Origin of the sequence: Helicobacter himalayensis (genome assembly GCF_001602095.1) — a bacterium.
In the GTDB taxonomy this organism is placed as follows: domain Bacteria; phylum Campylobacterota; class Campylobacteria; order Campylobacterales; family Helicobacteraceae; genus Helicobacter_F; species Helicobacter_F himalayensis.
The window spans coordinates 1,006,273-1,030,607 of the sequence record NZ_CP014991.1 but is presented as its reverse complement, the minus strand read 5'-3'; the positions used below and the strand labels follow the sequence as shown (position 1 = coordinate 1,030,607).

Genomic DNA, 24,335 nt, shown 5'->3' with positions numbered 1-24,335 from the left:
GGACAATCAACAATGAATAAGCGATTCAAGCAAAGATTTGAATTTTTCCAAAGAGCCTTTTTGAATCTCTATGAAGTCAAGGAGCAAGAAAATCGGACTTTCTCAAATCTAGAAAAAGAGGGCATTATCCAAAGATTTGAGGTGCTCATAGAGCTTTGCTGGAAAGTGCTTAAAGATTTCCTAGAAAACGAAGGCTTTGAAATCAAAAGTCCAAGAGAAAGCATAAGAAGAGCCTTTGAATACGAGCTTTTGCAAGATTGTGAAAAATGGCTAGAGGCACTCGCAATGCGAAATATCACAAGCCATACCTACACGCAAAGTGCGCTTGATGAGAATGTGCGCTATATTTTAGAGGATTTTTATCCGCTCGTGCGGGATTTATACGAGACCCTCAAGGCTCACCCATGAATTGCGAACTTTCAGAAAAATATTTGGGAATCATTCAAGAGATTTTAGAACCACATCAAGCCATTACTCACGCTTTTTTGTTTGGCTCACGCGCAAGAGGGACACTTAAGCCAACAAGTGATATAGATATTGCCCTAAAAGGCGACATTAATATAAAACTCATCGCCAAAATCAAGGCAGAGTTTGAGGATTCTAATCTCCCCTTTTTCGTGGATATTGTAGATTATGCGAAGGCAGATAATGCGCTCAAAAGTGAGATTGACACACAAGGCATTATGCTTTTTGCAAAAGATATTTAAAGTTATCATTACCGCAAGTAGTGCTGATGGCGATAAGATTAGCAAACACCACACGAGCAAGGCGCAAAGAAGTGAGATTGCAAAAAGGTTTAAAAGTATTGATAGTGGGCTAGAAATGGTGATTGTCTGCGATATGTGGCTTACAGGCTTTGATGTGCCACCGCTGCATACGCTTTATATGGACAAATTTTTAAGCGGACATAATCTTATGCAAGCCATAGCGAGGGTAAATCTTGTGTATAAAGACAAACCCGCAGGACTGATTGTGGATTATTTAGGAATTGCAAATGAGCTTAAAAATGCCCTAGAATTTTATACTCAAAGCGGAGGTAAGGGCGAGTTTGTGTAAAATAAGACAAAAATCATAGAAAAAATGCAAGAAAACTATGAAATCACCGCTCAAATGCTACAAGAAATTGACTATTTGCAATACTTTACACTTCAAGCGCGGGATAAACAATATCAGTTTATCGCCCAAGTTTTAGAATATATCTTAGCCCAAGAAAATGGCAAAAAGCGATTTTTAGATAATGCAACAAGGCTTCTAAAATCCTATGCAATGGCTCTGCCTTGCGTGGAAGCAGAGAAAATCGCAAAAGATGTAGCATTTTTTGACATCATTAAAAGGACTTTGAAAAAATACGAAAGAGACAAGGAGAGCGAATCCCTTATAGCACAAAGCACGATAAAACAAATCATCAATGACGCGATTGTGAGTGATGGGGTGGTGAATATTTTAGATAGCACAGGGATTGCAAAGCCAAATCTTTCTATTTTATCAGAGGAATTTTTAAATGAAATTGCCTCCCATAAGCACAAAAACCTTGCTTTGCAGACTTTACAAAAGCTTTTAAACGATGAGCTAAAAGCGCGTCTTTGTTCCGCACTCTCCGCTAAAAGCCTTATAGAGCGACTTCAAAAGACAATGCAAAAATACCAAAACAACCTCCTTAGTGTTACACAAGCCATAGAAGAGCTTATTGCATTAAGCAAAGAGTTAATCTCTAGCGACAAACAAAGAGAGGATATGGGGCTAAAGGAGTATGAATACGCCTTTTATGAGGTGATTGCCAAAAATGAGAGCGCAAAAGAAGTGATGAGCAAGAATGAGCTAAAAGAACTTGCCATAGCTATTTTTGAGACTCTAAAGCGCAATGTTACGCTAGATTGGCAGCACAAAGAGAGTGTGCGTGCTAAGCTAAAGGTAGCGGTTAAAAGGGTGCTAAACAAGTATGGCTATCCGCCAGATATGCAAAAACTCGCAACAAATAGAATCCTAGCTCAAGCCGAACTTGTGGCAAGCAATCTTGTATAGTGGTATTTGTAGTGTAATGCCATTTTGACACTGCAAGGAGAAATAATATGATGAAGTTTCTTTGTTTTATTTGTTTGCTAACTTTTAGTTTTGGTTTTGATAAGCTAGGCTTAAATTACGGAGCTTTTAAATTTCATAACAACCACCTAAATAGCTTCAAGCTCAAACTGCTAGAATACACAAAAAGTTGCTTTTTGAGCGTAAAGAGGCTATTTGTGGGCGTGATGATGTTGTTTGCTTCAAGGCTTGTGCCTTGGAAGTTTGTGCCATTTTGCGCGGTGTAAAAGCTAGCGAATCCAAGTGTTTTGGCTGTGCGCAGGAGGTTTTGGTCCCACTGCCCACGAGGCCATAAAAGATGTGTAGTATTACTCTTAAGATTCTTAGCAATCAAATCTTTTGAAAGCTTTGCGTCCTCGTGCCACGGCTTACGCACAAAGTTTGAGAGCTGATAAGTATGCGTCATCGATCCAAAGCTGATAAGCCCACTACATACGCGCAATTCTTCCCAAGTGCAAACCACACTACGTGGATTTTGCGCTAGGGCTAAAATCGCTTCATTATGCGACAAGTGAGAATCCGCCATATTTGGCTCTTTGAGCGCTTGAATACTAGATTCCTCAATCCATTCTGTCGCGATGAAAACGCCCGCCTTCGCCCAAAAATGCTTTAAAATCGGATAGGCATTTTCATAAAAATCTCTCCACCCACCTTCAAAAATCACAAGCACACATTTTTCATTCAAAGGCTCTTTTTGCATTTTACGCGCGCTAAACTCATCAAGACTTAAAAACTCATAGCCCCTTTTCTTAAGATAGGCGATTTGAGATTCAAACTCCTTCACTCTTATGCTGTGAGAATCCGCCATATCGCGGATATGTTCGTATTTAATGATTGGAATATTTTTCATAGGTAATTCACCAGCGACATTTGATTAATGCGGCTTGTAGAGGAAAGCACGGCATTATAGTTTGTTGTGAGATTTGAGAAATGATTATAAGTTTGCGCGACATCTGTGCCTATGTTATCACTTTTGATTGAGGCAATTTGCACTTTTAGCACTTCATTGCGGCGGATAGCGTTTTGAAAACTCCTGCCATGCGCGCCATTTTGAGCAATCATCTTTTCGATATGGTTACTAAAATGCCCAAAAAGCTCGATGCTGTTTTGAATCCCAATATTGCGCATATTTGGGGTGTAGTTTTCCCCAAAGTTGTCAGGGCGGTAGATTCCGCTACGCACCGCAGTAATAATCTCATCAATCCCTTCGAAAATACTCACATCAGGCTGGTCGATTGTCAGCGCATTATTTGCGTTAAAAGTAAGAAAACTGCGATGATTGCGCAAGGCATCATCGGAAAACTCATTGCTTTGCGCGTTGTAAATCATAAATTGCATTCGTGAGATTGAGCGCATTGTGTCTTTTATCTCCATTTTGCCCTGTGGCGTGAGTTCGACTTCCATACGACTTTTATACGCTTTGATAAGCTCCTCATAGGCTTTTTTGCCCTCCTGTGTTGGTGTGCCATCTTGCAAGAGCGTGTTTAGATAGCTTTGAGAATCTTTGTTTGTGAAATTTAGTGCGATACCTATGGAATCCATAAGCTGGCGGTAAGTTACATCATCAGCCTTTGTGAGATTTATCGCTGGTGGCTCATCGTGGGGATTATAAAGCGGGATTCTAAGCTCGGCGCTTTCTGGCTTTGTAGGGTCAAAGTCTGGATTTGGTAATACAAGAAACGAGCCTTGCGCATTGCTAAATTCTACTTTTGCAAAGATTGGAATGCCGTTATGATCGCTTAAGTCAAGATTATATACCTGCCCATCAATGCTTCCCCCTGCAACTTCAGAAAGCTTCGTCTCATCAGTGGCAAAGCCCATACCTCCTTTAAGAATCTGCTGCACATTTGAAATAAGCTTAGAGCCACGATTTTCAAAGCTCACTCTGTCGTACTCCATTTTGTAGTCATTGCGTATGCCTTGACTTTCCATACCACGCGAAAAAGTCGTGAGATTGATACTAAAGCCACTCTCTCCATTAAAAGGCGGCTCGAGCATATCAGTATCTCTATTGCGCACATTATTATCCCTAAAAGTTAGTTCGCCGTTGATGATTTCGCCCTCTAGTTTTCCACCAAAATGCAGGCTGATAGCCTTTAGTAAGTCGCGCACCTGCATATTATCATCGATGTTTATTTGCAGATTCTCAATCGGCGCAGAATCTACCTTACCATCATTTGTGTTTGGGCGCGTGCCTGCAAAGATGAGTGTATCAATTTCAGGTGGGAAAATATCCCTAATCCTTGTTGTGAGCGTGGCTGGCACATTGTCTTTGGTGAGGAAAGCACTAGGCAAAGTGGAGATTCTATGGTCGTAATTATCGCGCACAGATTCTAAATGGCTTTGCGTGTATGAGCCTAAAAATGGGCTTTTTTGGAAGCTTGTAACGCGCGCACCCATTTTTTGTAAATCATCTACATTTTCTACATCCGCATTGCTTGAGATGAGGTGAAAATCAATGTTTGCGTTACCCGGGTCAAGGTTTTTGATTTCAATCTCACCCCAATAATTCATACGCACATCAACGACTTTATTTTTTGTTGTATTGCCAAATTCTCTGCCGATTTTTTCCAGCAAGTCCTGCACGCGTGTGGCATTTTTTTCATCACTATAACCCACATCAAAGGAAAATTTACTCTTAAAGCTCGTGCCATCTGGGCGCACACCACGCATATAGAAAAATTCCTTGCCATTATTTGTCGTATCTCTGTCATCATCACCTATCAAATCACGCAAGGTGTCGCCTTCCTTGATATACACTTCTTCAGGTATGTCGCCGCGGCGGATTCTATCCATTATGTCGGGGTTGAGCTTGCTTTGATTAAGTTTGCGGATATTTGTTGTGATACTTTTACAACTATCAGAATCTCGCCCGAAAAATAACTCTTGTCCGGTAATGTTATAAGGCATAAGATTATTTGAGCTTATAAGCGTCTCAAGTCTTTCGTCGTTGCCTTTATACTCACCATTTTCCGTAAATGGGCGGATTTTTACATTGCTTCCTGCAAAGAGAAATTCCCCACCGATAGAAGTATTTGCGATACTTAGCATATGCTCTTTAAGTTTTTCCAAATCCCTTGCAATCGCCTCGCGTGAGGCAGGTGAGTGAATATCATTTGCCGCTTGGATAAGCTTTGTATTAAATTGCAGGGCAGTTTCTGAAAGTTCGCTTAAGGCTTTGTCGGTATTAAGCGTACGTGTGTAGGCGGTATTTGAGTTGTCAATCCCTTGATCGAGCGTGAGTTCCTCGTATTCAAGCTTTAGATTCTGATTGAAAACCGAGCTATCTTGGTAGCCATATTGGATTTTTAAACCAGAGGCAATTTTTGTATTGATGTCTGAGAGCTTTTGCTGCATAGTGGATTGATAGTAGTTCATTTGATTATATTTTGTGCCAAAAGTGATACGCATATTCTCTCCCTAGAATTAAGCTAAATAGGCATTGTATCGCGCTAAATCTTTAGAATCTAGCGTTTTAGAATCCGTCCTTGGATTTTGATCCATTAAGTTTCGGTAATTCTTCACAAACTTTTACTAAGCAAATAAGATTCCTTACTAAATATTTTTTCAAGGAAAATTTTTAATTGAAGTCAAAATTAATTAATAAACATTGTGTAAAATCCGCCTCGTTTCTTGTAGGCAACACAATAAGTTTTCAAATGGCTAAAAAGCCGATGATACCGAAAAAAGACACAAATATTAGTTAGGAGAAAAGATGAAAGGTATTTATTTAGACAATAATGCTACAACGATGGTTGATCCGCGTGTAAAGGCGATTATGGAGCCGTATTTTTGTGAAAATTATGGCAATCCAAATTCTTTACACAAATATGGCACAAGCATTCATAAACCTGTGGCAGAGGCAATAGATAAGCTTTATAAGGGCATTAATGCAGATGATGAAGATGATATTATTATCACTTCTTGCGCGACAGAATCTAACAACTGGGTGCTAAAAGGCGTGTATTTTGACCTTATTTTCAATAAGGAAAAAAATCATATCGTAACGACTGAAGTCGAGCATCCAGCAGTAGGTGCGACATGCACTTTTTTAGAATCTCTTGGTGTTGAAGTTACGCGCTTGCCGATAAATGCGGAGGGGAACATTTCTGTTAAACAGGTTGCAGAGGCGATTACGGATAAAACCGCGCTTGTTAGCGTTATGTGGGCTAATAATGAAACAGGGCTTATTTTTCCTATTGAAGAGATTGGTGCGCTTTGCAAGCAAAAAGGCGTGCTTTTCCACACTGACGCGGTGCAAGCGATTGGTAAGATTCCGGTTGATGTGCAAAAGGCACAGGTGGATTTTCTAAGCTTTAGTGCGCATAAGTTTCACGGACCAAAGGGCATTGGCGCGCTGTATATCAGAAAGGGAATCGAGCTTACGCCACTTTTGCATGGGGGCGAACATATGCGTGGAAGGCGCAGTGGGACGCTAAATGTGCCTTATATCATTGGTATGGGCGAGGCGATGAAATTAGCGGTTGAGAGCTTGGAATTTGAGAATCTAGAAGTGCGGAAAATGCGCGATTATCTTGAAGATGAGCTTTTGAAGCTTAAAGATGTCTTTATTGTGGGAAGTAGGGAAAATCGCGTGCCAAATACGACTTTAATTAGTGTGCGTGGGATTGAGGGCGAAGCGATGTTGTGGGATTTAAACAAAGCTGGCATTGCGTGCTCTACAGGAAGTGCGTGCGCGAGCGAGGATTTGGAAGCAAATCCTGTGATGGTGGCAATTGGCGCGGATAAAGAGTTGGCGCATACCGCGATTAGAATCTCCCTTAGTCGCTTTACGACAAGAGAGGAAATCCAAACTATGCTAGAGGTATTTAAAAAGGCAGTAAAAAGACTAAGGGCGATTTCTAGCTCATATGAGAAGTGACTAGTTGAAAATCTGTAGCATAAGTAGTCTATTGTTGTTTTTCTGTGTATATTTTGGTGCGTGTTCGAGCGTGTATTATTCCACACAGCTTGACCCACAAATATCTTTTGACCCACAAGAGCCATTGGCAATATATATCGGGAGTAATCCGACCATTAAGGATAAAAAGTTTGGAATCTTATTAGCTGAAACGATGGTTGAACAGGGATTTGGTATTTTGGGCTTCAATGTAGAACGACAAGAATCGAGGTGTTTTGTAACTTTCTCGCTTGATGTCTCCTCATCTAGTTACACAGGAAGTTATACAAGCTATCAGACTAGACAAAGTAGCACCTATATACCTAGTTCTTCATACACGGGCTACGGTTTTAATCCTGGTAGGACAGTCACGACAACCACGAGCATACCGATAACAAATGTTTATACTGTGAGTATCGTGCTTCAAAACATAGGGATAGCTGTTCATTGTTTAATGGATGAGAGCGAAACTCCAAGCATGATATGGTTTGGCTTTCTCAGTGCAGATATTTCAATTTACGAAAAATATCAACTAGATATTGTGAAATATCTAGTTGGACTTATAGGAAAGGAATTTAAGGGTGATGTTAGTCTCACAAAACTAAGAGCCAATAAACAAACACAATAGAGCGATATCCTAAGTTTTAATATGTTTAGAATCTGTTAGCAGAATTTTTATAAAAGTTCATTAAATTTAGAACAACAAACATTTGAAAGGAACACAATGGCAAAAAATGATTTATTAGGTGGGGCGTTGTGGGATGCATATAGCCAAAAAGTAAGTGACAGAATGGATAATCCAACGCATTTGGGTGTTTTGACGCAAAAAGACGCTGATGCAAAGGGCGCAAAACTCATCGTGGCAGATTATGGCGCAGAATCTTGTGGTGATGCGGTAAGGCTGTATTGGTTGGTGGATTCTGAGGATAGAATTATTGACGCGAAATTTAAGAGTTTTGGCTGTGGGACGGCGATTGCAAGTAGTGATATGATGGTGGAGCTCTGCCTTGGTAAAAAGGTGCAAGACGCGGTAAAAATCACAAATCTTGATGTCGAATATGCCTTGCGTGATGATCCGGATACGCCCGCAGTACCCGGACAAAAGATGCACTGCTCGGTGATGGCGTATGATGTGATTAAAAAAGCCGCGGGAATGTATCTAGGCAAAAGCGAAGAGGATTTTGAAGATGAAATCATCGTGTGTGAGTGCGCGCGCGTGAGCCTTTCAACGATTAAGGAAGTGATAAGGTTAAACGATTTGAAAAGCGTGGAAGAAATCACAAACTACACCAAAGCAGGCGCGTTTTGTAAAAGCTGTGTAAAACCCGGCGGACACGAAAAGAGAGAATATTATTTGGTGGATATTTTAGCTCAAGTGCGCGCTGAAATGGAATCTGAAAAATTGAAAGAAAATGTCGCTAAAAGTGCGCAGGGTACGCTTGCGTTTAAAGAAATGACAATGGTGCAGAGGGCAAAAGTGGTGGATTCTCTTATTGATGAGAAAGTGCGCCCAATGCTTATGATGGACGGCGGAAATATGGAGATTTTGGATATTAAAGATTCTAGTGATGGGCATGTGGATATTTATATCCGCTATCTTGGGGCGTGCAGTGGGTGCGCGAGTGGCGCGACAGGCACGCTTTATGCGATTGAGAATATTTTGCAGGAAAACCTTGACCCAAGCATAAGAGTGTTTCCGATATAAAGGGTGGATTTCAAGGAGAAATGATGCAACAAATGCAAGACTTTGGCTTGATGAGAATGCGCTAAAGTTATGTAAAATTATGAATAGATTCTTTCATTGAAGCTTGCTTTTGCTAGGGTTTGTGGGTGTTATGGAAAGCTGCTAGCTTAATTTTGTTTGAGCGTTTTTAGGCTACAATCCGAGTTCATTTAAGATGTTTTATTGGAGCAAAATTTATGAGAAATTCGTTACCTAGTTTATGCGTAGTTGTGCCGTGTTATAACGAAGAGGCGATTATTAAGCAGACATTTTTGCGACTTCAAACAAAACTAGAATATATGGTTGGTAAGAGTATCGCACCAGATTCTAAGCTTATTTTTATTGATGATGGTAGTAAGGATAAAACTTGGGAAATGTTGGTGAGTTTTTCTAGTAAAAAAGCAAAAATATCATATTCATTGGATATAAATCAAATAGCTAGCATAGAATCTAAAAATAATACTATTGCCCCCCCCCCTAATTAGTCATCTCAATACCAACAAAATAGAAGTTGTATCTATAAGGCTTTCCAGAAATTATGGACATCAAAACGCGCTTTTGGCTGGATTAGAATATGCAAGGGACAAATGCGATTGTGTGATAAGTATAGATGGCGATTTGCAGCAAGATTGTGAGAAATTTGATGAGTTTGTGGCAAAATTTGTGGCTGGGGCGGATATTGTGCTTGGCGTGAGAGAGGATAGGCGGAGTGATTCTGTATTTAAAAAATACAGCGCGCTTGGATTTTATGCGTTTATGCAAGCACTTGGTGTGAATCTGGTGACAAATCACGCCGATTATCGACTTTTGAGTAAAAGGGCGCTAGAGGCACTTAAATCCTATGATGAGCGGAATCTGTTTTTGCGTGCTTTAGTGTTAGATTTGGGATTTAGGTTAGATTTTGTGAAATTCAGTGTCAAGGAGCGCGAGGCTGGAGAGTCTAAATATAGTCTTGCCAAAATGCTTTCTTTTGCATGGAATGGTGTTACTAGCTTTTCTATCAAACCTTTACGATTGATAAGTATGCTTGGTATGGTGTTTTTTGTGTTTTTTGCTGGCTTTGGGCTTTATGCCCTTTTTATGAGGCTTTTTACCACGCAGACTATTTCGGGTTGGACGTCTATTGTGATTGTGCTATGCTTTTTTAGCGCGGTGCAGTTACTTAGTCTTGGGATTATTGGAGAGTATCTTGGTAAAATGTATAAAGAGTTAAAACATCGTCCAAGGTTCATAGTAGAAGAGGTGGTATAGGGTTTTGATAAGTATTTATATTTGCAAGCTAAGATTCTGATTTATCTAAAGTTTGGGTGTATTGTGGCAAGGGAGGATTCAAGAAAGTTGGTATGCAAAAAATTTATATAATTTCTCTGTTTATTTTATTTTGCGCAGTGCAGGCTTTTGGTGCGCAGAATCTAGCACAGAATCAATCACACGCTCAAGAAAATCCGAAGGAGAAAGCTATGGAATCTATCCAAATTTTTAAGACAATTTATCTTGCTGGCGGGTGTTTTTGGGGATTAGAAGCATATATGAAAAAAATCTATGGTGTGCAAAGTGTCGAGGTGGGCTATGCTAATGGAAAGACGCAGGAGACGAGCTATCAGATGTTATATGCGAGCGATCACGCCGAAAGTGTGAAAGTGGTGTATGATAGCACGAAACTCCCGTTAGAGCGACTTTTGAAGTATTATTTCAAAGTGATAGACCCAACGAGCATTAACAAGCAGGGCAATGATCGCGGGCGTCAATATCGCACCGGAATCTACTATTTGCCAGAATCCACAGAAGATGAGCCAATCGCGCGTGCGGCGCTAGATTCCCTACAAGGCAAGTATAAAGAAAAAATCCAAGTCGAGCTTAAGCCACTAAAAAACTATGTGAGAGCAGAGGAATATCATCAAAACTATTTGGCGAAAAATCCCGGTGGGTATTGCCATATCGACTTAAACAAGGCGCGCGAGCCAATCATCGAGGCAAAGGATTATCCAAAGCCTAGCGATTCTGAACTCAAAGCGCGTTTAAGCGCCCTGCAATATAGTGTAACGCAAAAGAAAAACACTGAGCGCGCCTTTAGCAACGAGTATTGGGACAATCACGCGCGCGGAATCTATGTGGATATTGTGAGTGGTGAGCCACTTTTTAGCTCAAGTGATAAGTATGATTCTGGTTGTGGATGGCCAAGCTTCACAAAACCCATTGCAAGGGAAGTTGTGAGTTTTGAAGAGGATAGGAGCTACAATATGATACGCACAGAGGTGCTTTCACGCGCTGCAAAGTCGCATTTGGGGCATGTGTTTGATGACGGACCGAGGGAAAAGGGCGGGTTGCGTTATTGTATTAATAGCGCGTCAATCCGCTTCGTGCCTTTAGAATCTATGGAAAAAGAGGGTTATGGATATTTGATAGAGTTTGTGCGTTAGAACACAAAAGCACCTTTAAGCCCATTTTTTGCTTTTTTGGTTACAATTGCGCTTTTTTATGAAATTTTCATAGGAGATTTAGTGCGTGTGTGACAAGAGGGTTAGATATGACAGGAAGTGGCAGGCAATTTTCACAGAATCTGTGGGGGTAGTGAATGGTAAAGCTTAAAAATATGGATTTTTCAAATGCACGTTTGCACTTTGCGTTTGAAGGCTTGATTGCGCTTATTCCTTATCTTATTTTACCTTTTAGCGCACCGGTTGCGTTTTTTACTGCAATATTTTTATTACTCATTCTTTCTTTTTTCTCACCCGGTAGATTTGCCCGAGTAGCACTTGGAATCTGTATAGTGATAGGGGGAGCAGTTGCACAAGGCGACACCACAGAGTGTGTTGTAGATTTACTTAATTATTACGACACTTATCGAAAACTTGTTGCTGGTGATTGGGGGGGGGCATTATTTGATTATGGCAAAGGCGTAGAAATCCTTTTACCGCTTTTTTGGAGTCTGTTGGCATATTGTCTTGGTGATATAAGTTGTGTAAGTTTCAGCATATTAAATACCGTTGGAGCAATGCTTTTACTTCTTGTGTGGTTACAGAGGTATGGCACAAAAGGCTATAGCAATCAAGAAGCAAGTATTTGTATTGCTTTAGTTTTTTTGATGATTGATTATTTTTTGCCACATTGGCTAATAAGACAATTTTTTTCAAGTATATTTTTATTGTTTGCTTTAAGCACGCATAATAGATTTAAAATATTTTTCTTCCTTTTACTTGCTTTTTTGTGTCATACAAGCGCAATTGTATTTTTTATACTTTTTTATATGATAAGAAACTATCCTAAAATAAGTGTTTTGGTGGTAGTATTTTTAATTGCGTTGTTTGTGGGTAGGAATTTTTTATTATTAATTTTTTCTTATAGCTCATTATTTCCGGATTTTTTATCACACAAAGTTGCTTATTATGAGGGATTATCCAGTTCTTTTAATGTTACAAGTCTAAGATATGGTATATATACATTTTTGCTCGTGGGTTTTGGTATTTTTTATTTTCATAAGATTGATTTTCAATGGAGATGGATTATAGTTTTATGCGCTCCACTTTTATTATCTAGTGTTTTTGTTGCGGACAATATGTTTATTCGATTGGGCTTATTGTATTACTATGTGATTCTTGGCTTTTTGTTTTTTCTTGTATTGCGTCCAAATATTGTGATACTTTATGCTTGGAGTTTTGTAATATTTTTTGACAAAATTCGCACATATATTACTGGACGTATTGAAAATAAGGTGAATTTCTACCCTATTACTGGTGACTGGTTTTATTTTCTCTTGCAGTAGCTCACCACCCAAACTTTCTTTAGAAATAGAGCAAAAGCACCTTTAAGCCCATTTTTTGCTTTTTTGGTTACAATTGCGCTTTTTTATGAAATTTTCATAGGAGATTTAGTGCGTGTGTGACAAGAGGGTTAGATATGACAGGAAGTGGCAGGCAATTTTCACAGAATCTGTGGGGGTAGTGAATGGTAAAGCTTAAAAATATGGATTTTTCAAATGCACGTTTGCACTTTGCGTTTGAAGGCTTGATTGCGCTTATTCCTTATCTTATTTTACCTTTTAGCGCACCGGTTGCGTTTTTTACTGCAATATTTTTATTACTCATTCTTTCTTTTTTCTCACCCGGTAGATTTGCCCGAGTAGCACTTGGAATCTGTATAGTGATAGGGGGGGGGGTATGCTATTGTGATTGCAATCTTTGTCACTCAGATTTACAGAACTACTACAACACTTTTATCAATCTGAGTAATGGTAACTTAGATGCACTCTTTGATTACGGCAAGGGCGTTGAGTTTTTATTACCACTTTATTGGAGTATTTGGTCGTTACTTTTTGGTCAGATAAGTAGTGTTCAGTTTAACATTTTAAATGCTATCACAGAAGGCACACTTTTATTGATATGGATTGAAAAGTATGGCGCGCAAAGATATAGCAGGCAAGAGCTTAGCGTGTGCATAGCGCTTCTATTTTTATTTTATGGATTCTTTGAGCTTGGGTGGCTTATGCGACAGGGATATTCAAGCATATTTCTTTTGTTTGCGCTTAGTGCTAGAACGCGATTTCAATCTTTTGTATTTCTTGCGCTTGCGTTTTTTTGTCATACAAGTGCGATTTTGTTTTTCCCACTTTTTGTTCTTATCCGCAAGTTTCCTGCATTAGGTATTTTTATGGTAATTATCTTGGCAGTTATGTTTGTCTTAGGACATTTCTTTCCATTTTTGTATTCTTACGCGACTTTTTTGCCTGAATTTTTCTCACAAAAGCTTGTATTTTATGAAGAGGGTGGAGGAGGAGAGGCTGGATTTCCTATTAGCATATTTATTTTTAACCTTGTCCTACTTGTCTTTAGTATTTTATATTTTCAAAAGATAGATATTGAATGGCGATGGATTATTATCCTTTGTGGTCCAATCTTTTTCCTAAGTGGGATTGTGATTTCATTGCACTTTTTTGGACGCATAGGTATGCTCTATTATTGGGTGGCACTTGGATTTTTCTTTTTTCTTGTATTGCGTAACTCACATGTGGCACTTTATCTTTGGAGCTTTGCTGTTTTTGTGAATAAAATTCGCATATATACGCTTTTTCGTGAAAATGGACCAAATGGCACGCCTGTGAATGTATATGGAATCACTGGCGACTGGTTTTATTTTCTCTTGCAGTAGCTTTTTGTCACCACCCAAACTTTTCAAACTTTCTTTAGAAAAAGTTTAACAAATATTTAAACTTTTATCCTTTACTATATACCTGTTTTTGTCATTGTCAATGTTTAGAATACAAAAAAGAAACAAGGAGGAAGTATGGGGCTAAAGCAAGCACCGGAGAATGTTCCGGTTTGGATTGATGAATCAAGGTGTAAGGCGTGCGATATTTGCGTTTCGCTCTGTCCGAGTGGTGTGCTTGGTATGCAAAAAGATGAGCATAAGATTCTGGGGAAAATCATTTCTGTGACACACCCTGAAAGTTGCATTGGGTGCTATGAATGCGAGTTGCATTGCCCGGATTTTGCGATATTTGTCGCGAGCAAAGATGAATTTAAATTTGCAAAACTCACAGCAGAATCTAAGGCACGCGCGCAAATGGTGAAAGAAAATAAATTTATGGTGCTAGAATAGAAACCTAACACACTAGCAAGCATAAAAATTTAAAAGAGTGTGAAATTAAGTAACAGCACACAATAAGTTAAGGAGAGAGTATGCGAGAGGTAATCACAGGGGGAAATGAGTTGGTGGCGCAAGCGGCACTTGAATGTGGGTGTAGTTTTTTTGGTGGCTACCCCATTACGCCTTCAAGCGAGGTAGCACACGAGATGAGTGTGGAGCTTCCTAAGAGGGGCGGGAAATTTATCCAAATGGAAGATGAAATTGCAGGCATTTCTGTTGCGCTTGGTGCGGCAATGAGCGGGAAGAAGGCAATGACAGCAACTTCAGGTCCGGGAATCTCATTAAAATCAGAGCAGATAGGTTATGGCTTTATGGCGGAAATCCCGCTTGTAATAGTTAATGTTATGCGTGGCGGTCCATCTACCGGGCTTCCTACAAGGGTTTCACAAGGCGATGTTAATCAAGCAAAAAGTCCAAGTCATGGTGATTTTTGCTCTATCGCCATAGCAGTTGGGAATCTCAGCGAGGCTTACACGCAGACAATTAGGGCATTTAATCTCGCCGAAAAATATATGACACCTGTATTCTTACTTCTTGATGAGACTATCGGACATATGCACGCGCGAGCGCAGATTCCGGAATTAAGTGAGATAGAGATTATCAATCGAGCAGAGTTTAAAGGCGATCCAAAGGACTACAAGCCCTATGGTGTAGAGGCTGGCAAGCCTGCGGTATTGAATCCATTTTTCAAAGGATATCGCTATCATGTTACAGGTTTGCATCACGGAGCGACAGGATTCCCAACAGAGGACGAGAAGCTCTCGCAAGACTTGATTGATAGGCTTTTTGCTAAGATTGAAAATAGTGTCGATGATATTGTAAAATTTGAAGAATACAAGCTAGAAGATGCAGAAATTGCGCTTATTTGTTATGGTTCTGTGTCTTTGTCAGCCAAAGAGGCGGTAAATTCTTTGCGCAAAAATGGCGTAAAAGTTGGAATGTTTCGTCCTATCACACTTTGGCCTAGTCCGCAAAAACAGCTTCAAGCACTCGGTAAAAGAATCAATAAGATTCTTGTTGTTGAGCTTAACAAGGGGCAGTATCTTGGGGAAATTGAACGTATTTTAAAACGCGAAGTGGCATTTTTTGGCAAGGCAAATGGTAGGAGTATTTCTCCTGCTGAAATTATTAACAAAATACAGGAGTTGTAGTATGGCATTTAATTACGAAGAATATCTACGAATGGATAAAATGCCCACACTTTGGTGCTGGGGCTGTGGCGATGGCGTGGTGCTTAAGGCTGTGATTAGGGCTATTGATACTCTTGGTTGGAAAATGGATGATGTGTGCATTGTGAGTGGGATTGGTTGTAGTGGGAGATTCTCTTCTTATGTCAATTGCAACACTGTGCATACTACGCACGGGCGCACACTCGCCTACGCTACGGGCATAAAGCTTGCAAATCCAGATAAAAAGGTGATTGTTATCTCTGGAGATGGCGATTCTATGGCTATTGGGGGGAATCACACAATTCATGCATGTCGCAGGAATATTGATATTAATCTCGTGCTTATCAATAACTTCATCTATGGACTTACAAACTCTCAAACTTCACCCACAACGCCAAAAGACTTTTGGACTGTGACAGCGCAATATGGCAATGTCGATCCTAGTTTTGACCCTTGCTCTGTGGCTGTATCAGCGGGCGCGAGTTTTGTAGGGCGTGAAAGCGTGCTAAGTCCCAAAAAGCTTGAAAAGCTCTTAGTAGAGGGCTTTGGCCATAATGGTTTTAGTTTCTTTGATATTCATAGCAACTGCCATATTAACCTTGGGCGTAAAAATAAAATGGGCGAAGCTACGCGAATGTTGCAATGGATAGAATCCAGACTCGTTTCTAAAGCGAAATTTGATGCGCTAAGCGATGAGGAAAAAATCGATAAATTTCCAACAGGCGTGCTAAAGCACGATACAAATCGGATAGAGTATTGCAAGGCATATGATGAGGTGATTAAAAGAGCGCAAGCTAAGGGAGGGAAGTAACAATGGAGCATCAGCTACGATTTACAGGTGTCGGCGGGCAGGGCGTTTTGCTCGCAGGTGAGATTCTCGCGGAGGCAAAAATCAAAGACAAAGGCTATGGCGTGAAAGCCGCTACTTATACAAGTCAAGTGCGTGGCGGACCGACGAAGGTGGATATTTTGCTTGATAGCGAGGAGATTTTGTATCCTTATGCGAGTGAGGGCGAAATTGATTTTATGCTTTCCACTGCACAGGTGAGTTATGATTCTTTCAAAAATGGTGTGAAAAAGGGCAATATTATTGTCGTAGAGCCAAACCTCGTAAAGCCTAGTGAAGAAGATAGGAAAAATTATAGAATCTATGAGATTCCAATCATTAGTATTGCAAAAGAGGAAGTGGGAAATGTCGTAACGCAATCAGTTGTGGCACTTGCAATTACCGTTACAATGACAAAGTGCGTGGATAGGGAAATCGTCTTTGAAACAATGCTAGAAAAAGTCCCAGACAAAGTAAAAGAAGTCAATAAAAAGGCGTTTTTGTTAGGTGAAAAATACGCCAAAGAGGCGCTAGAAGGCTAGATTCTAGGGGTGGGCGTTGAAAATCCCATTTATTGATATTGCTAAAATAAATGCACGCTTTTGTTTTGCGAAGACATTTGAAGAGAATCTTTCTCGTGCGCAGTTTGTTTTGGGTGAAGAATGTCAAGCTTTCGAGCGCGAGTTTAGCGCGTATTGTGGCGCGAAATATTGCGTAGGCGTTGGCAGTGGGTATGATGCGCTTTTTTTGATTTTAAAGGCTTACAAAGAGCTTGGCAAACTGCGTGATTTTGATGAAGTGATTGTGCCGACAAATAGCTATGTCGCAAGTGCATTTGCCATCACGCAAAATAGTCTCACGCCCATTTTTGCCCCGCCGAGTGAAAAGGATTTTTTGCTTGATTGTTTATCGCTAGATTCTCTGCTTACTTCTCGCACAAGGGCGATTATGCCTGTGCATTTGTTTGGGCAGTTGTGTAATATGCGTGCAATTTTAGATTTTGCCAAAAAGCACAATTTGCTTGTGATTGAAGATAGTGCGCAGGCACACGGCGCGTATTTTGATAATACAGAATCCAAAAAACGTGCAGGGAGCTACGCAAATGCGGGGGCATTTAGCTTTTATCCGGCTAAAAATCTTGGCGCGCTAGGTGATGGTGGTGCGGTGGTGAGCGATGATGAAGCTTTGATACACACAATCCGCACAATCGCAAATAGTGGTAGCGAGCAAAAATATATCCATACTTTGCAGGGAATAAATTCGCGCTTAGATTCTATTCAAGCGATGTTTTTGCGTCAAAAATTAAAAGTTCTAGATTCTGATAATTTCGCGCGGCGCAAGATTGCAAAGGCGTATTTACAAGGCATTCAACATAAAGACATTAGCTTGCCAACGCTTGCAGATTATGAGCTAGATTCTGCGCAATCCACCCAAACTAGCGATATTTTGCACGCGCCTTTTCACACGTGGCATCTCTTTGTCCTGCGTTCATCGCGCCGAGATGCGTTGCAAGAGCATTTACGCGCACAAGGGATAGAATCTCTTATTCACTACCCGCTTCCAATCCATAAGCAAAAGGCTTTCGCGCAATATAACACGCTCAATCTGCCAAACCAAGATTTACATTCTCAAATCCTTAGCATTCCAATTAGCCAAGTCCAAAGTGAGGAAAGCACGCAAAAAATTATCCACGCGATAAATAACTTTTAAGCAAATATTTTTAAAGCTCCAATTCCTTTGGTGGTGTGGAAGTGATTTTATACCCTAAAATTTCTATGCGATGAGCGTGTAGTAAAAGGCGTTTGTAGTCTATCCCACCATAGATTCTATCTCCAACTATCGGGTGAGCTATACTGCTTAGATGCACGCGGATTTGATGCGTCCTGCCTGTTGGGATAATCACCTTTAACAAGCTTTTTTTGCCATGTATCGCTAAAGGCTCGATATGTGTGATTGCTTCTAAGCCATTTTTGTCAATGCGTGATTTTGCAAAGCCATATTTTTTGTGTGTTGTGATAGGCTTTGTGATGGTGAGTGCTTCTGGGATTATCCTAGAGACAAGCGCGCGATATTCCTTATACACCTGCCTTTTTTTAAACGCCAATTTTGCTTGCTCTAAAAACTCACTTTGTTCTCTTCCTAGCAAAATCACCCCGCTGCATTCTCTATCAAGCCGATGTAATAGCACAAAACCATCATTTTTATAAAAAGATTCCAACTCATAAGATTCTATAAACGCGGGCTTTTCAAGGGCTAGCAAATCCTTGTTTTGGTAGAGAATCTGTGGTTTAGCAATCTCTTGCACTTCAAAGCGAGAATCTAGCGCAATCTCTTCACGCGCGAGTTTCAAGCGTACGCCATTTGCGCGCACAAGTCCTTTATCAATAAGCATTTTTGCGTGATTATGCGAGATATTTTTTGCCTGTGCTAGGAGTTTGTAAGCCTTTTGCATTTTATGCCCTTGTGTATTTTATGTGTTTTATGAGCCCAAACAATACCATAAATTTTAAAATCGCATTGCGCTTTGAGATTTTTGCTTGTTTTCTAGGATTCTAAGCTAAAATTGCATTTCAATATTCCGCCAAAAATGGACGCGCAATAATCCACGACAAATTTCAAACAGGCGAGCAAGGCAAGATAAGGCAAAGGAAAAACAATGGCAAAAAATATCGACATAAGCAAAGATTCCCTCACGCGCTTATTTTTTTACTTTTTTATCCCAAATCTCTGCGCTATGCTCGCGCTTTCCACCTATTCCACATTTGATGGAATCTTTGTAGGCAAAGCCATCGGCGACAAGGCGCTAGCGGCTATTGGCGTGTGCTGGCCTGTGTTTCCGGTATTAATTGCATTTGAGTTGCTTTTTGGTATGGGTGCAGCAAGCATTGCTTCGTATTATCTAGGCAGGGGGCAGGAGCATAGAGCGCGTCTTATGTTTAGCTCGGTGTGCTATTTTGCGTTTTTTAGTAGCGTTATTTTGGGTTTTGTGCTGTTTTGTTTTGTGGATTTTATAGCACTTCAGCTTGGAGCAAATGATGAAATCGCACCTTTTGTGGTGGAATATCTGCGTGTGATTTTTTTAGGCTCGTTTATTATCGTATTGCATCCGCTTTTAGATGTTTTTGCAATTAATGACAAACGCCCTGTTCTTGCGATGAGCGCGATGATAATAGGTTCTGTAGGGAATATCATCTTAAATTACCTCTTTTTGTTTGTGTTTGAAATGGGAATCTTTGGCGCCGCACTTGCTACGATTTTGGGGCATTTTATGGGAATGTGTATTTTACTCACGCATTTTATTTTCAAAAAAGGCAAGATTTATTTTGTGCGTGCTTTTGACTTCCATTCGCTTTTTGCTTCCGCTCGCAATGGCGTGCCCCAAAGCTTTGCAGAGCTAAGTGTGAGTTTTGTGATGATATTTTTTAACCACCTGCTTAAAGAGCTTGGCGGGAGCAGTGCGCTTTCTGTGTATAGTATTTTGCTTTATAGTGGGACGATTATTTTTACCGTGATTCTCTCGTGTGCGCAGGGTGTGCAGCCCATTGCGAGTTTTAATTATGGTGCGCGTGAGTTTGCGCGGGTAAAAAAAATCTATCTTTTTGTGGTGGCTTTTGCCACGGTGTGCGGACTTTTGCTTTTTGGGCTTTTTGGCGTGTTTGATACACATATCATTAGTCTTTTTTTACGCGAGGATACGGTGTATTTGCTAGATTCTACTTCGCATGCGATGCACATTTATTTTTTGGGTTATATCTTTTTGGGCTTTAATCTTGTGAGCTCGATTTTCTTGCAGTCAATCCAGCGCCCACTAAGCTCATTTATTGTGACAATTTCAACAAATCTTTTGTTTGTCGTGGCATTGCTTTATATTTTGAGCGCGCATTTTGGTATCGATGGGGTTTGGGCGAGCTACCCACTTTCATTTTTATGTGCCAGCTTTGTAACCCTTGGCGTGATATATTATGAGTTTCACAAAGGTGCGCTAGGTGCGAAAAATTAGCAAAATACACAAAAAGTAGGAGTAAAAATGAGTAAAGAAGCAGTGATTTTATTTGATTTGGACGGGACGCTGATAGATTCTACACCTGCGATTGTGGAGAGCTTTTTACACGCATACAAGGTGCATAATGCCCCACCACCAACAAGGGATGGGATAGTCCAAAGTATCGGACACACACTAGATTCCATGTTTGCGCAAAATGGGGTGAAAAGCGAGGAGATAGAATCCTATGTGAGCGCGTATCGCGAGTGCTATCGTGCGTGTATGGAGGAGGGCACGACATTGCTAGAGGGCGCAAAAGAGGCAATTTTACAAGCACATAGTTTTGCAACTCTTGGCGTGGTGACGACAAAGCGCGGGGATTTTAGCGCGAAACTTTTGGAGAGTTTTGGAGTTTTGGAATATTTTGCGATCGTGCTTGGAATCGAGAAAGTGGAAAAGCCAAAGCCAGATTCTGAGCCGATTTTAAAAGCACTTGAGCAGATTGGGGCAAATTTGGGGCGCAGTATTGCGCGTGAAAAGTGTTTTATGGTAGGCGATACGATTTTAGATTTACAAGCGGCAAAAAATGCCAACATTAGTGGAATTGGTGTGCTTTGTGGCTATGGAAGCAAGCAAAGTTTAGAATCCTTTAATACCCCGCTTTGTAAAAACGCGTTAGAAGCAGTTGCGTTTGTGAAAAATAGTTTATCGTATTGAGTTCTGCTGGGGGTGTTTTGTATAATGTCGCCGATTTTATGTTAGTAAAATGAGCTTTTAAGTAAGGAGATTTGCTGGTGTCAAAAATAAAAAAATTGATGTTTGGGGGTTTGATATATTGGTTTTTTGTGCTGGTGTTTTGTGTAGGTATGGTGGTGTATTCTCGATACACCTTTAACTTAGATGATATTTGGTATTGGCTTGATATTTATAATTCAAACACTACAACAGATAGTGGATATAAGCCAATAAGCGGGCGATTTTATCCTCTTGCTTTTTTGGATATAAAATTACTTGCTAAAATTTCTACTTCCCCTTATTTGTTTTTTACGATAAATGCGACAATTGTGTTTGCTGTGGCGTTTATGGTATTACTAATCCTAAGAAATGTGTTAGATTCTGCAAAATCATTGATAGCCCCCCCCCCCAAGCACTTCTAAGCAAATATAGTGCATTAATATTTGTAGCTTTACTTGTATGTTTCTTAAACCCTGGATTTGTTACCGCGATGCTTGGTATCTGCTATCCAGAGCGCTTAGAGGTATTCTTTGTATGTGCATTTTTGCTTTCGAGTTTTGCTTATCAACGCACGCAACATATTAAGTTTGCCTTTATCGGTCTTGTAAGCGCAAATGTTTGTATATATTTGAAAGAAACGGCGTTTTTGTTAATTGGAGGTTTTAGCTTTTTTTATCTATTAATTTATCTATTGCAAGCGCAAACAAATAATACGCTAGAGTCGTTTATCGAAGAAAATCAAGCAGGTTGGTATAAAAGATTAGCTAAGAGAATAAGGGCTTGTGACAAGAAAATATTAACATATCATAGCTTGGTGTGTTTAAGCGCAATGATGTTCTTGGTAGTTTATGCTGTGTTGGTGATGCCACAAATAGAAAGATTTTATGAGAGAGGTTCTAATTTTACTTGGACTTTCTCGCAACAACTAGCCCTTACAATAAGAGGACTTGGTAATTTTGTCTTAAATGATTCTTTGATTACCATTCTAGTTCCAGCCTTGATTTTTGTGCGAATCCTGCAAGTAGTTTTTTATAAAAAGTTACATTGTTTTAATAATGGAGATAAATCTAGTCGTTGGAATCTGCTCAATCCTTTTTGGGATTCTTGCTTAGTGGCAAGTGCTTTATGTGTGGTGGGATACATAAAACTTGGAATTTTTGAAAGTTATTATTTACTTCCTGCATATTTTATGGGTATAGGTGGCGTAATATATGCTGTAAAATCTACTTATCGCATTGTAAGTGTGTTGCAAAATATACTTCGTGGTTTTATAAAATGGATTTTGAAACTATCTTTGGCAGTGTGTATTGTGTTGTATATGTTTATTTCGATACCACAAGGAGTTTATACTTTTACTAGTCTTAAAAATTATGGTGTTGTGTTTCACGATACGCTTAAATTTATGCAAGATTATATCGCGAAACAAACATCAAAGACAGATATATATTTTGATGGGATTGGTAGAGACCCTTTGTTGTATAACGATTGGTATTTGACATATTTTATTCGTTACTTGAATGAAGTTTATGAGGTGTGGAATTTTGATATAAAGACATCACTTCAAAATGGTATAAATATTAAAACAAATCCAGATTCTCCATATACGTACCTCAATAATCCGGAAGTTAGTGTGCCAAAAAGCGGTGATATTATTATCTTAACCCGCGCTAGCAGTAATCACATAGATGAGACATATATAAAACAAATGCAACAAAAATATAAGCTTATCTACAAGACTGAACGCATAGGATTGCCATATATATCCGCAAAAACACTCTTAAAAGAATTCATTTATAGATTGTCAAATCGTGAAAATACGGATTCTAATTCAATTAACGATTCGCTATTTTTTAGCAATCGAAATTATTTTAGTCTGCCAATAAATAATTATGTATTTTTGGTTGAGTAAAGTTTAAAAGAAATCCGAATAAGGTTTTTGAAGCCGCTTAAGGCAAGAGATACTTGCACTTTAAGCGAGCAATGAAGCTAATGAGGCAAATTATAGTTTGTCTGCGTTTTGGCTTAGGTATTCTGCTACGCCTTTTGCGTTTGCTACCATACCCTTTTCACCTTTTTGCCAGCCTGCTGGGCATACTTCGCCGTGTGCTTCAAAGTGCAAAAGCGCATCGCACATTCTCACCATTTCATCGACATTTCTACCAAGTGGCAAGTCATTTACCACCGCGTGGCGGATAACCTTATTTCTATCAATCAAAAAGCTTCCGCGTAGCGCCACTGCGCTATTAAATAGCACATCATAATCGCGTGAAATTTGCTTTGTAATATCTGATACCATAGGGAAAGTTACCGCGCCGATACCGCCCTCTTTCACCGGTGTATTTCTCCACGCAAAATGCACTTCTTTAGAGTCAATAGACACGCCAATCACATTGAATCCGCGCTCTGCGAAGTCTTTCACCCTGTGGTCAAATGCGATAATCTCGCTCGGACAAACGAAAGTAAAGTCCTTTGGCCAAAAGAACACTACCGCGCCATTTTTACCAATATTGTTATAAAGGTTAAAATTATCATCAAAAGTCCCATCTGCCTTGATAGCCTCTGCTGTGAAATCCGGTGCTGGTTTTGTTACTAGCATAAAAACTCCTTTTTTTTGTGATTAAAATTTATTGATAACGAAAAATTATCGCCCGCGATTGTAATAAAGATTAGTAACAAAACACCAAATTAATCTAAAATTTCCCTAGCACTCATTAGTGCGCTACCAAGTGTAAATCTTGCTTTTGCAGAGATGTGAGTTTAACCAAATGTGTTTGTGACGCATACTTATGGAAATAGAGGTGAAGTAAAATTATGATGACTACACTTTGAGATGGGATTTTTACACTAGGTGCGGATTTTGATGAAAAAAGTCTTAAGCTTGGGGTTAATGTGTGCAATGGCTGAATAACATTAAACTAGATAACGCCAGAGATGGTTATATCTATGGTGCGGAAGTGGTGTGTGCGAATAAAAAAATTTTAGAGCAGAAAAATGCGCAAGTCACAAAGCGTCCAAAGATTTATTTTGCGCTTGCTTGAGGGCTTTCTACGAATTGTGCCAAAGAGGGTGAATAGGACTTGGTGTAAAAATTGGCGGGGGCGAATGCGATTTCTTGTTCGGATTTTAGCAATTCTGGCTCGTTTGTGAATGTGAATTTTGAAACGCTCGCGCTTAAAGATTCCGACATTATCTTTGTGTGTGAGATTGGACTATCAAGAGGTTTTTGCAAAATCCACCAAAGCAGTGGTAGATTCTCTCCGCTATAAAATATAAAAGGC

The 24,335-nt window shown here is 39.7% G+C and carries 27 protein-coding genes; 23 read left to right on the top strand and 4 right to left on the bottom strand.

All coding sequences use genetic code 11. The features are described 5' to 3' along the window. The first annotated feature begins 12 nt into the window (after nt 1–12). Genes A3217_RS04980 through A3217_RS04965 form a run of 4 tightly spaced genes read left to right on the top strand, consistent with a single transcriptional unit; the run spans nt 13 to nt 2,022 of the window. Nucleotides 13–408: a nucleotidyltransferase substrate binding protein gene (locus A3217_RS04980; RefSeq protein WP_066388630.1), complete on the top strand. Its 396-nt coding sequence runs from the start codon at nt 13–15 to the stop codon at nt 406–408. Continuing rightward, entirely contained in the window at nt 405–707 is a 303-nt protein-coding gene (locus A3217_RS04975) for a nucleotidyltransferase domain-containing protein (RefSeq protein WP_066388629.1), read from the top strand. Before A3217_RS04980 ends, A3217_RS04975 begins: the two co-directional genes overlap by 4 nt. After that, nucleotides 691–1,056, top strand: coding sequence for a type I restriction enzyme subunit R domain-containing protein (locus A3217_RS04970; protein WP_066388628.1), 366 nt, complete (start codon nt 691–693; stop codon nt 1,054–1,056). The genes A3217_RS04975 and A3217_RS04970 overlap by 17 nt, the downstream gene beginning before the upstream one ends. A 12-nt stretch (nt 1,057–1,068) precedes the next feature. Next, nucleotides 1,069–2,022 (top strand): DUF3387 domain-containing protein, encoded by a 954-nt coding sequence (locus A3217_RS04965; RefSeq protein WP_335339536.1) that lies wholly within the window; start codon nt 1,069–1,071, stop codon nt 2,020–2,022. Between the two features lie 133 nt (nt 2,023–2,155). On the opposite strand, the gene A3217_RS04960 is transcribed toward A3217_RS04965, so the two are convergent. Further along, complete coding sequence (locus tag A3217_RS04960; protein WP_066388625.1) at nt 2,156–2,929, bottom strand: polysaccharide deacetylase family protein; 774 nt, start codon at nt 2,927–2,929, stop codon at nt 2,156–2,158. Beyond that, nucleotides 2,926–5,490 (bottom strand): flagellar hook-associated protein FlgL, encoded by a 2,565-nt coding sequence (gene flgL, locus A3217_RS04955; RefSeq protein WP_066388624.1) that lies wholly within the window; start codon nt 5,488–5,490, stop codon nt 2,926–2,928. The genes A3217_RS04960 and flgL overlap by 4 nt, the downstream gene beginning before the upstream one ends. 304 nt (nt 5,491–5,794) lie before the next feature. Here flgL and A3217_RS04950 point away from each other — a divergent pair, with 304 nt between their 5' ends. From A3217_RS04950 to A3217_RS04895, 13 genes are all read left to right on the top strand, one after another. Next, a complete protein-coding gene (locus A3217_RS04950; protein WP_066388623.1) occupies nt 5,795–6,961 on the top strand; it encodes a NifS family cysteine desulfurase in 1,167 nt (388 codons plus the stop codon). A 70-nt stretch (nt 6,962–7,031) separates the two neighbouring features. After that, on the top strand, nt 7,032–7,607 hold the full coding sequence (locus tag A3217_RS04945) for a hypothetical protein (RefSeq protein WP_156471860.1): 576 nt from the start codon (nt 7,032–7,034) through the stop codon (nt 7,605–7,607). A 96-nt stretch (nt 7,608–7,703) separates the two neighbouring features. After that, nucleotides 7,704–8,684: an iron-sulfur cluster assembly scaffold protein gene (locus A3217_RS04940; protein ID WP_066388620.1), complete on the top strand. Its 981-nt coding sequence runs from the start codon at nt 7,704–7,706 to the stop codon at nt 8,682–8,684. Nucleotides 8,685–8,899: 215 nt separating this feature from the next. After that, entirely contained in the window at nt 8,900–9,187 is a 288-nt protein-coding gene (locus tag A3217_RS09345; RefSeq protein WP_156471859.1) for a glycosyltransferase, read from the top strand. Beyond that, nucleotides 9,168–9,953, top strand: a complete 786-nt coding sequence (locus A3217_RS04935; RefSeq protein ID WP_335339528.1) for a glycosyltransferase — start codon at nt 9,168–9,170, stop codon at nt 9,951–9,953. Before A3217_RS09345 ends, A3217_RS04935 begins: the two co-directional genes overlap by 20 nt. A gap of 92 nt (nt 9,954–10,045) precedes the next feature. Next, entirely contained in the window at nt 10,046–11,122 is a 1,077-nt protein-coding gene (gene msrB / locus A3217_RS04930; protein ID WP_066388618.1) for a peptide-methionine (R)-S-oxide reductase MsrB, read from the top strand. A gap of 173 nt (nt 11,123–11,295) precedes the next feature. Then, nucleotides 11,296–12,465, top strand: coding sequence for an EpsG family protein (locus tag A3217_RS04925; RefSeq protein ID WP_197456875.1), 1,170 nt, complete (start codon nt 11,296–11,298; stop codon nt 12,463–12,465). A gap of 182 nt (nt 12,466–12,647) precedes the next feature. After that, nucleotides 12,648–13,847, top strand: coding sequence for an EpsG family protein (locus A3217_RS04920; protein WP_066388615.1), 1,200 nt, complete (start codon nt 12,648–12,650; stop codon nt 13,845–13,847). A gap of 135 nt (nt 13,848–13,982) precedes the next feature. After that, the gene (locus A3217_RS04915) at nt 13,983–14,297 is read left to right on the top strand and encodes a 4Fe-4S binding protein (RefSeq protein WP_066388612.1); all 315 of its coding nucleotides are present in this window, start codon (nt 13,983–13,985) and stop codon (nt 14,295–14,297) included. An 80-nt stretch (nt 14,298–14,377) separates the two neighbouring features. After that, nucleotides 14,378–15,496, top strand: coding sequence for a 2-oxoglutarate synthase subunit alpha (locus tag A3217_RS04910; protein ID WP_066388610.1), 1,119 nt, complete (start codon nt 14,378–14,380; stop codon nt 15,494–15,496). A 1-nt stretch (nt 15,497) separates the two neighbouring features. After that, complete coding sequence (locus A3217_RS04905; protein WP_066388608.1) at nt 15,498–16,325, top strand: 2-oxoglutarate ferredoxin oxidoreductase subunit beta; 828 nt, start codon at nt 15,498–15,500, stop codon at nt 16,323–16,325. A 2-nt stretch (nt 16,326–16,327) separates the two neighbouring features. Then, complete coding sequence (locus A3217_RS04900) at nt 16,328–16,882, top strand: 2-oxoacid:acceptor oxidoreductase family protein (RefSeq protein ID WP_066388605.1); 555 nt, start codon at nt 16,328–16,330, stop codon at nt 16,880–16,882. Between the two features lie 16 nt (nt 16,883–16,898). Continuing rightward, a complete protein-coding gene (locus tag A3217_RS04895; RefSeq protein WP_066388603.1) occupies nt 16,899–18,050 on the top strand; it encodes a DegT/DnrJ/EryC1/StrS family aminotransferase in 1,152 nt (383 codons plus the stop codon). 10 nt (nt 18,051–18,060) lie between these two features. Here the strand turns inward: A3217_RS04895 and A3217_RS04890 are convergent, their stop codons facing one another. Further along, nucleotides 18,061–18,792, bottom strand: a complete 732-nt coding sequence (locus A3217_RS04890) for a pseudouridine synthase family protein (RefSeq protein WP_066388602.1) — start codon at nt 18,790–18,792, stop codon at nt 18,061–18,063. 204 nt (nt 18,793–18,996) lie between these two features. Here A3217_RS04890 and A3217_RS04885 point away from each other — a divergent pair, with 204 nt between their 5' ends. The 4 genes from A3217_RS04885 to A3217_RS04870 all read left to right on the top strand — a co-directional run bounded on the left by A3217_RS04885 (nt 18,997) and on the right by A3217_RS04870 (nt 22,966). Continuing rightward, complete coding sequence (locus A3217_RS04885; protein ID WP_066388600.1) at nt 18,997–20,340, top strand: MATE family efflux transporter; 1,344 nt, start codon at nt 18,997–18,999, stop codon at nt 20,338–20,340. 27 nt (nt 20,341–20,367) lie between these two features. Beyond that, nucleotides 20,368–21,039 carry an HAD family hydrolase gene (locus A3217_RS04880; RefSeq protein ID WP_066388599.1) on the top strand — a complete coding sequence of 224 codons (672 nt, stop codon included), beginning with the start codon at nt 20,368–20,370 and terminating at the stop codon, nt 21,037–21,039. Nucleotides 21,040–21,116: 77 nt separating this feature from the next. Further along, the gene (locus A3217_RS04875) at nt 21,117–21,479 is read left to right on the top strand and encodes a hypothetical protein (RefSeq protein ID WP_066388598.1); all 363 of its coding nucleotides are present in this window, start codon (nt 21,117–21,119) and stop codon (nt 21,477–21,479) included. Nucleotides 21,480–21,547: 68 nt separating this feature from the next. Next, nucleotides 21,548–22,966 (top strand): hypothetical protein, encoded by a 1,419-nt coding sequence (locus tag A3217_RS04870; RefSeq protein WP_066388597.1) that lies wholly within the window; start codon nt 21,548–21,550, stop codon nt 22,964–22,966. 90 nt (nt 22,967–23,056) lie between these two features. Here A3217_RS04870 and A3217_RS04865 read toward each other — a convergent pair whose 3' ends face one another. Further along, a complete protein-coding gene (locus A3217_RS04865) occupies nt 23,057–23,653 on the bottom strand; it encodes a peroxiredoxin (protein ID WP_066388592.1) in 597 nt (198 codons plus the stop codon). A gap of 295 nt (nt 23,654–23,948) precedes the next feature. Between A3217_RS04865 and A3217_RS09000 the strand changes: the two genes are divergently transcribed. Both A3217_RS09000 and A3217_RS08995 read left to right on the top strand, forming a co-directional pair. After that, nucleotides 23,949–24,095: a hypothetical protein gene (locus tag A3217_RS09000; protein ID WP_156471856.1), complete on the top strand. Its 147-nt coding sequence runs from the start codon at nt 23,949–23,951 to the stop codon at nt 24,093–24,095. A 51-nt stretch (nt 24,096–24,146) separates the two neighbouring features. Beyond that, on the top strand, nt 24,147–24,323 hold the full coding sequence (locus A3217_RS08995) for a hypothetical protein (RefSeq protein WP_156471855.1): 177 nt from the start codon (nt 24,147–24,149) through the stop codon (nt 24,321–24,323). Nucleotides 24,324–24,335: the final 12 nt, after the last annotated feature.

Bases quoted from the DNA above. Each gene is read 5' to 3' on its own strand.
- A3217_RS04980 (WP_066388630.1), top strand. From the start codon at position 13: ATGAATAAGCGATTCAAGCAAAGATTTGAATTTTTCCAAAGAGCCTTT.
- A3217_RS04975 (WP_066388629.1), top strand. From the start codon at position 405: ATGAATTGCGAACTTTCAGAAAAATATTTGGGAATCATTCAAGAGATT.
- A3217_RS04960 (WP_066388625.1), bottom strand. From the start codon at position 2,929: ATGAAAAATATTCCAATCATTAAATACGAACATATCCGCGATATGGCG.
- flgL (WP_066388624.1), bottom strand. From the start codon at position 5,490: ATGCGTATCACTTTTGGCACAAAATATAATCAAATGAACTACTATCAA.
- A3217_RS04950 (WP_066388623.1), top strand. From the start codon at position 5,795: ATGAAAGGTATTTATTTAGACAATAATGCTACAACGATGGTTGATCCG.
- A3217_RS04940 (WP_066388620.1), top strand. From the start codon at position 7,704: ATGGCAAAAAATGATTTATTAGGTGGGGCGTTGTGGGATGCATATAGC.
- A3217_RS09345 (WP_156471859.1), top strand. From the start codon at position 8,900: ATGAGAAATTCGTTACCTAGTTTATGCGTAGTTGTGCCGTGTTATAAC.
- msrB (WP_066388618.1), top strand. From the start codon at position 10,046: ATGCAAAAAATTTATATAATTTCTCTGTTTATTTTATTTTGCGCAGTG.
- A3217_RS04925 (WP_197456875.1), top strand. From the start codon at position 11,296: ATGGATTTTTCAAATGCACGTTTGCACTTTGCGTTTGAAGGCTTGATT.
- A3217_RS04920 (WP_066388615.1), top strand. From the start codon at position 12,648: ATGGTAAAGCTTAAAAATATGGATTTTTCAAATGCACGTTTGCACTTT.
- A3217_RS04915 (WP_066388612.1), top strand. From the start codon at position 13,983: ATGGGGCTAAAGCAAGCACCGGAGAATGTTCCGGTTTGGATTGATGAA.
- A3217_RS04910 (WP_066388610.1), top strand. From the start codon at position 14,378: ATGCGAGAGGTAATCACAGGGGGAAATGAGTTGGTGGCGCAAGCGGCA.
- A3217_RS04905 (WP_066388608.1), top strand. From the start codon at position 15,498: ATGGCATTTAATTACGAAGAATATCTACGAATGGATAAAATGCCCACA.
- A3217_RS04900 (WP_066388605.1), top strand. From the start codon at position 16,328: ATGGAGCATCAGCTACGATTTACAGGTGTCGGCGGGCAGGGCGTTTTG.
- A3217_RS04890 (WP_066388602.1), bottom strand. From the start codon at position 18,792: ATGCAAAAGGCTTACAAACTCCTAGCACAGGCAAAAAATATCTCGCAT.
- A3217_RS04885 (WP_066388600.1), top strand. From the start codon at position 18,997: ATGGCAAAAAATATCGACATAAGCAAAGATTCCCTCACGCGCTTATTT.
- A3217_RS04880 (WP_066388599.1), top strand. From the start codon at position 20,368: ATGAGTAAAGAAGCAGTGATTTTATTTGATTTGGACGGGACGCTGATA.
- A3217_RS04870 (WP_066388597.1), top strand. From the start codon at position 21,548: ATGCTTGGTATCTGCTATCCAGAGCGCTTAGAGGTATTCTTTGTATGT.
- A3217_RS04865 (WP_066388592.1), bottom strand. From the start codon at position 23,653: ATGCTAGTAACAAAACCAGCACCGGATTTCACAGCAGAGGCTATCAAG.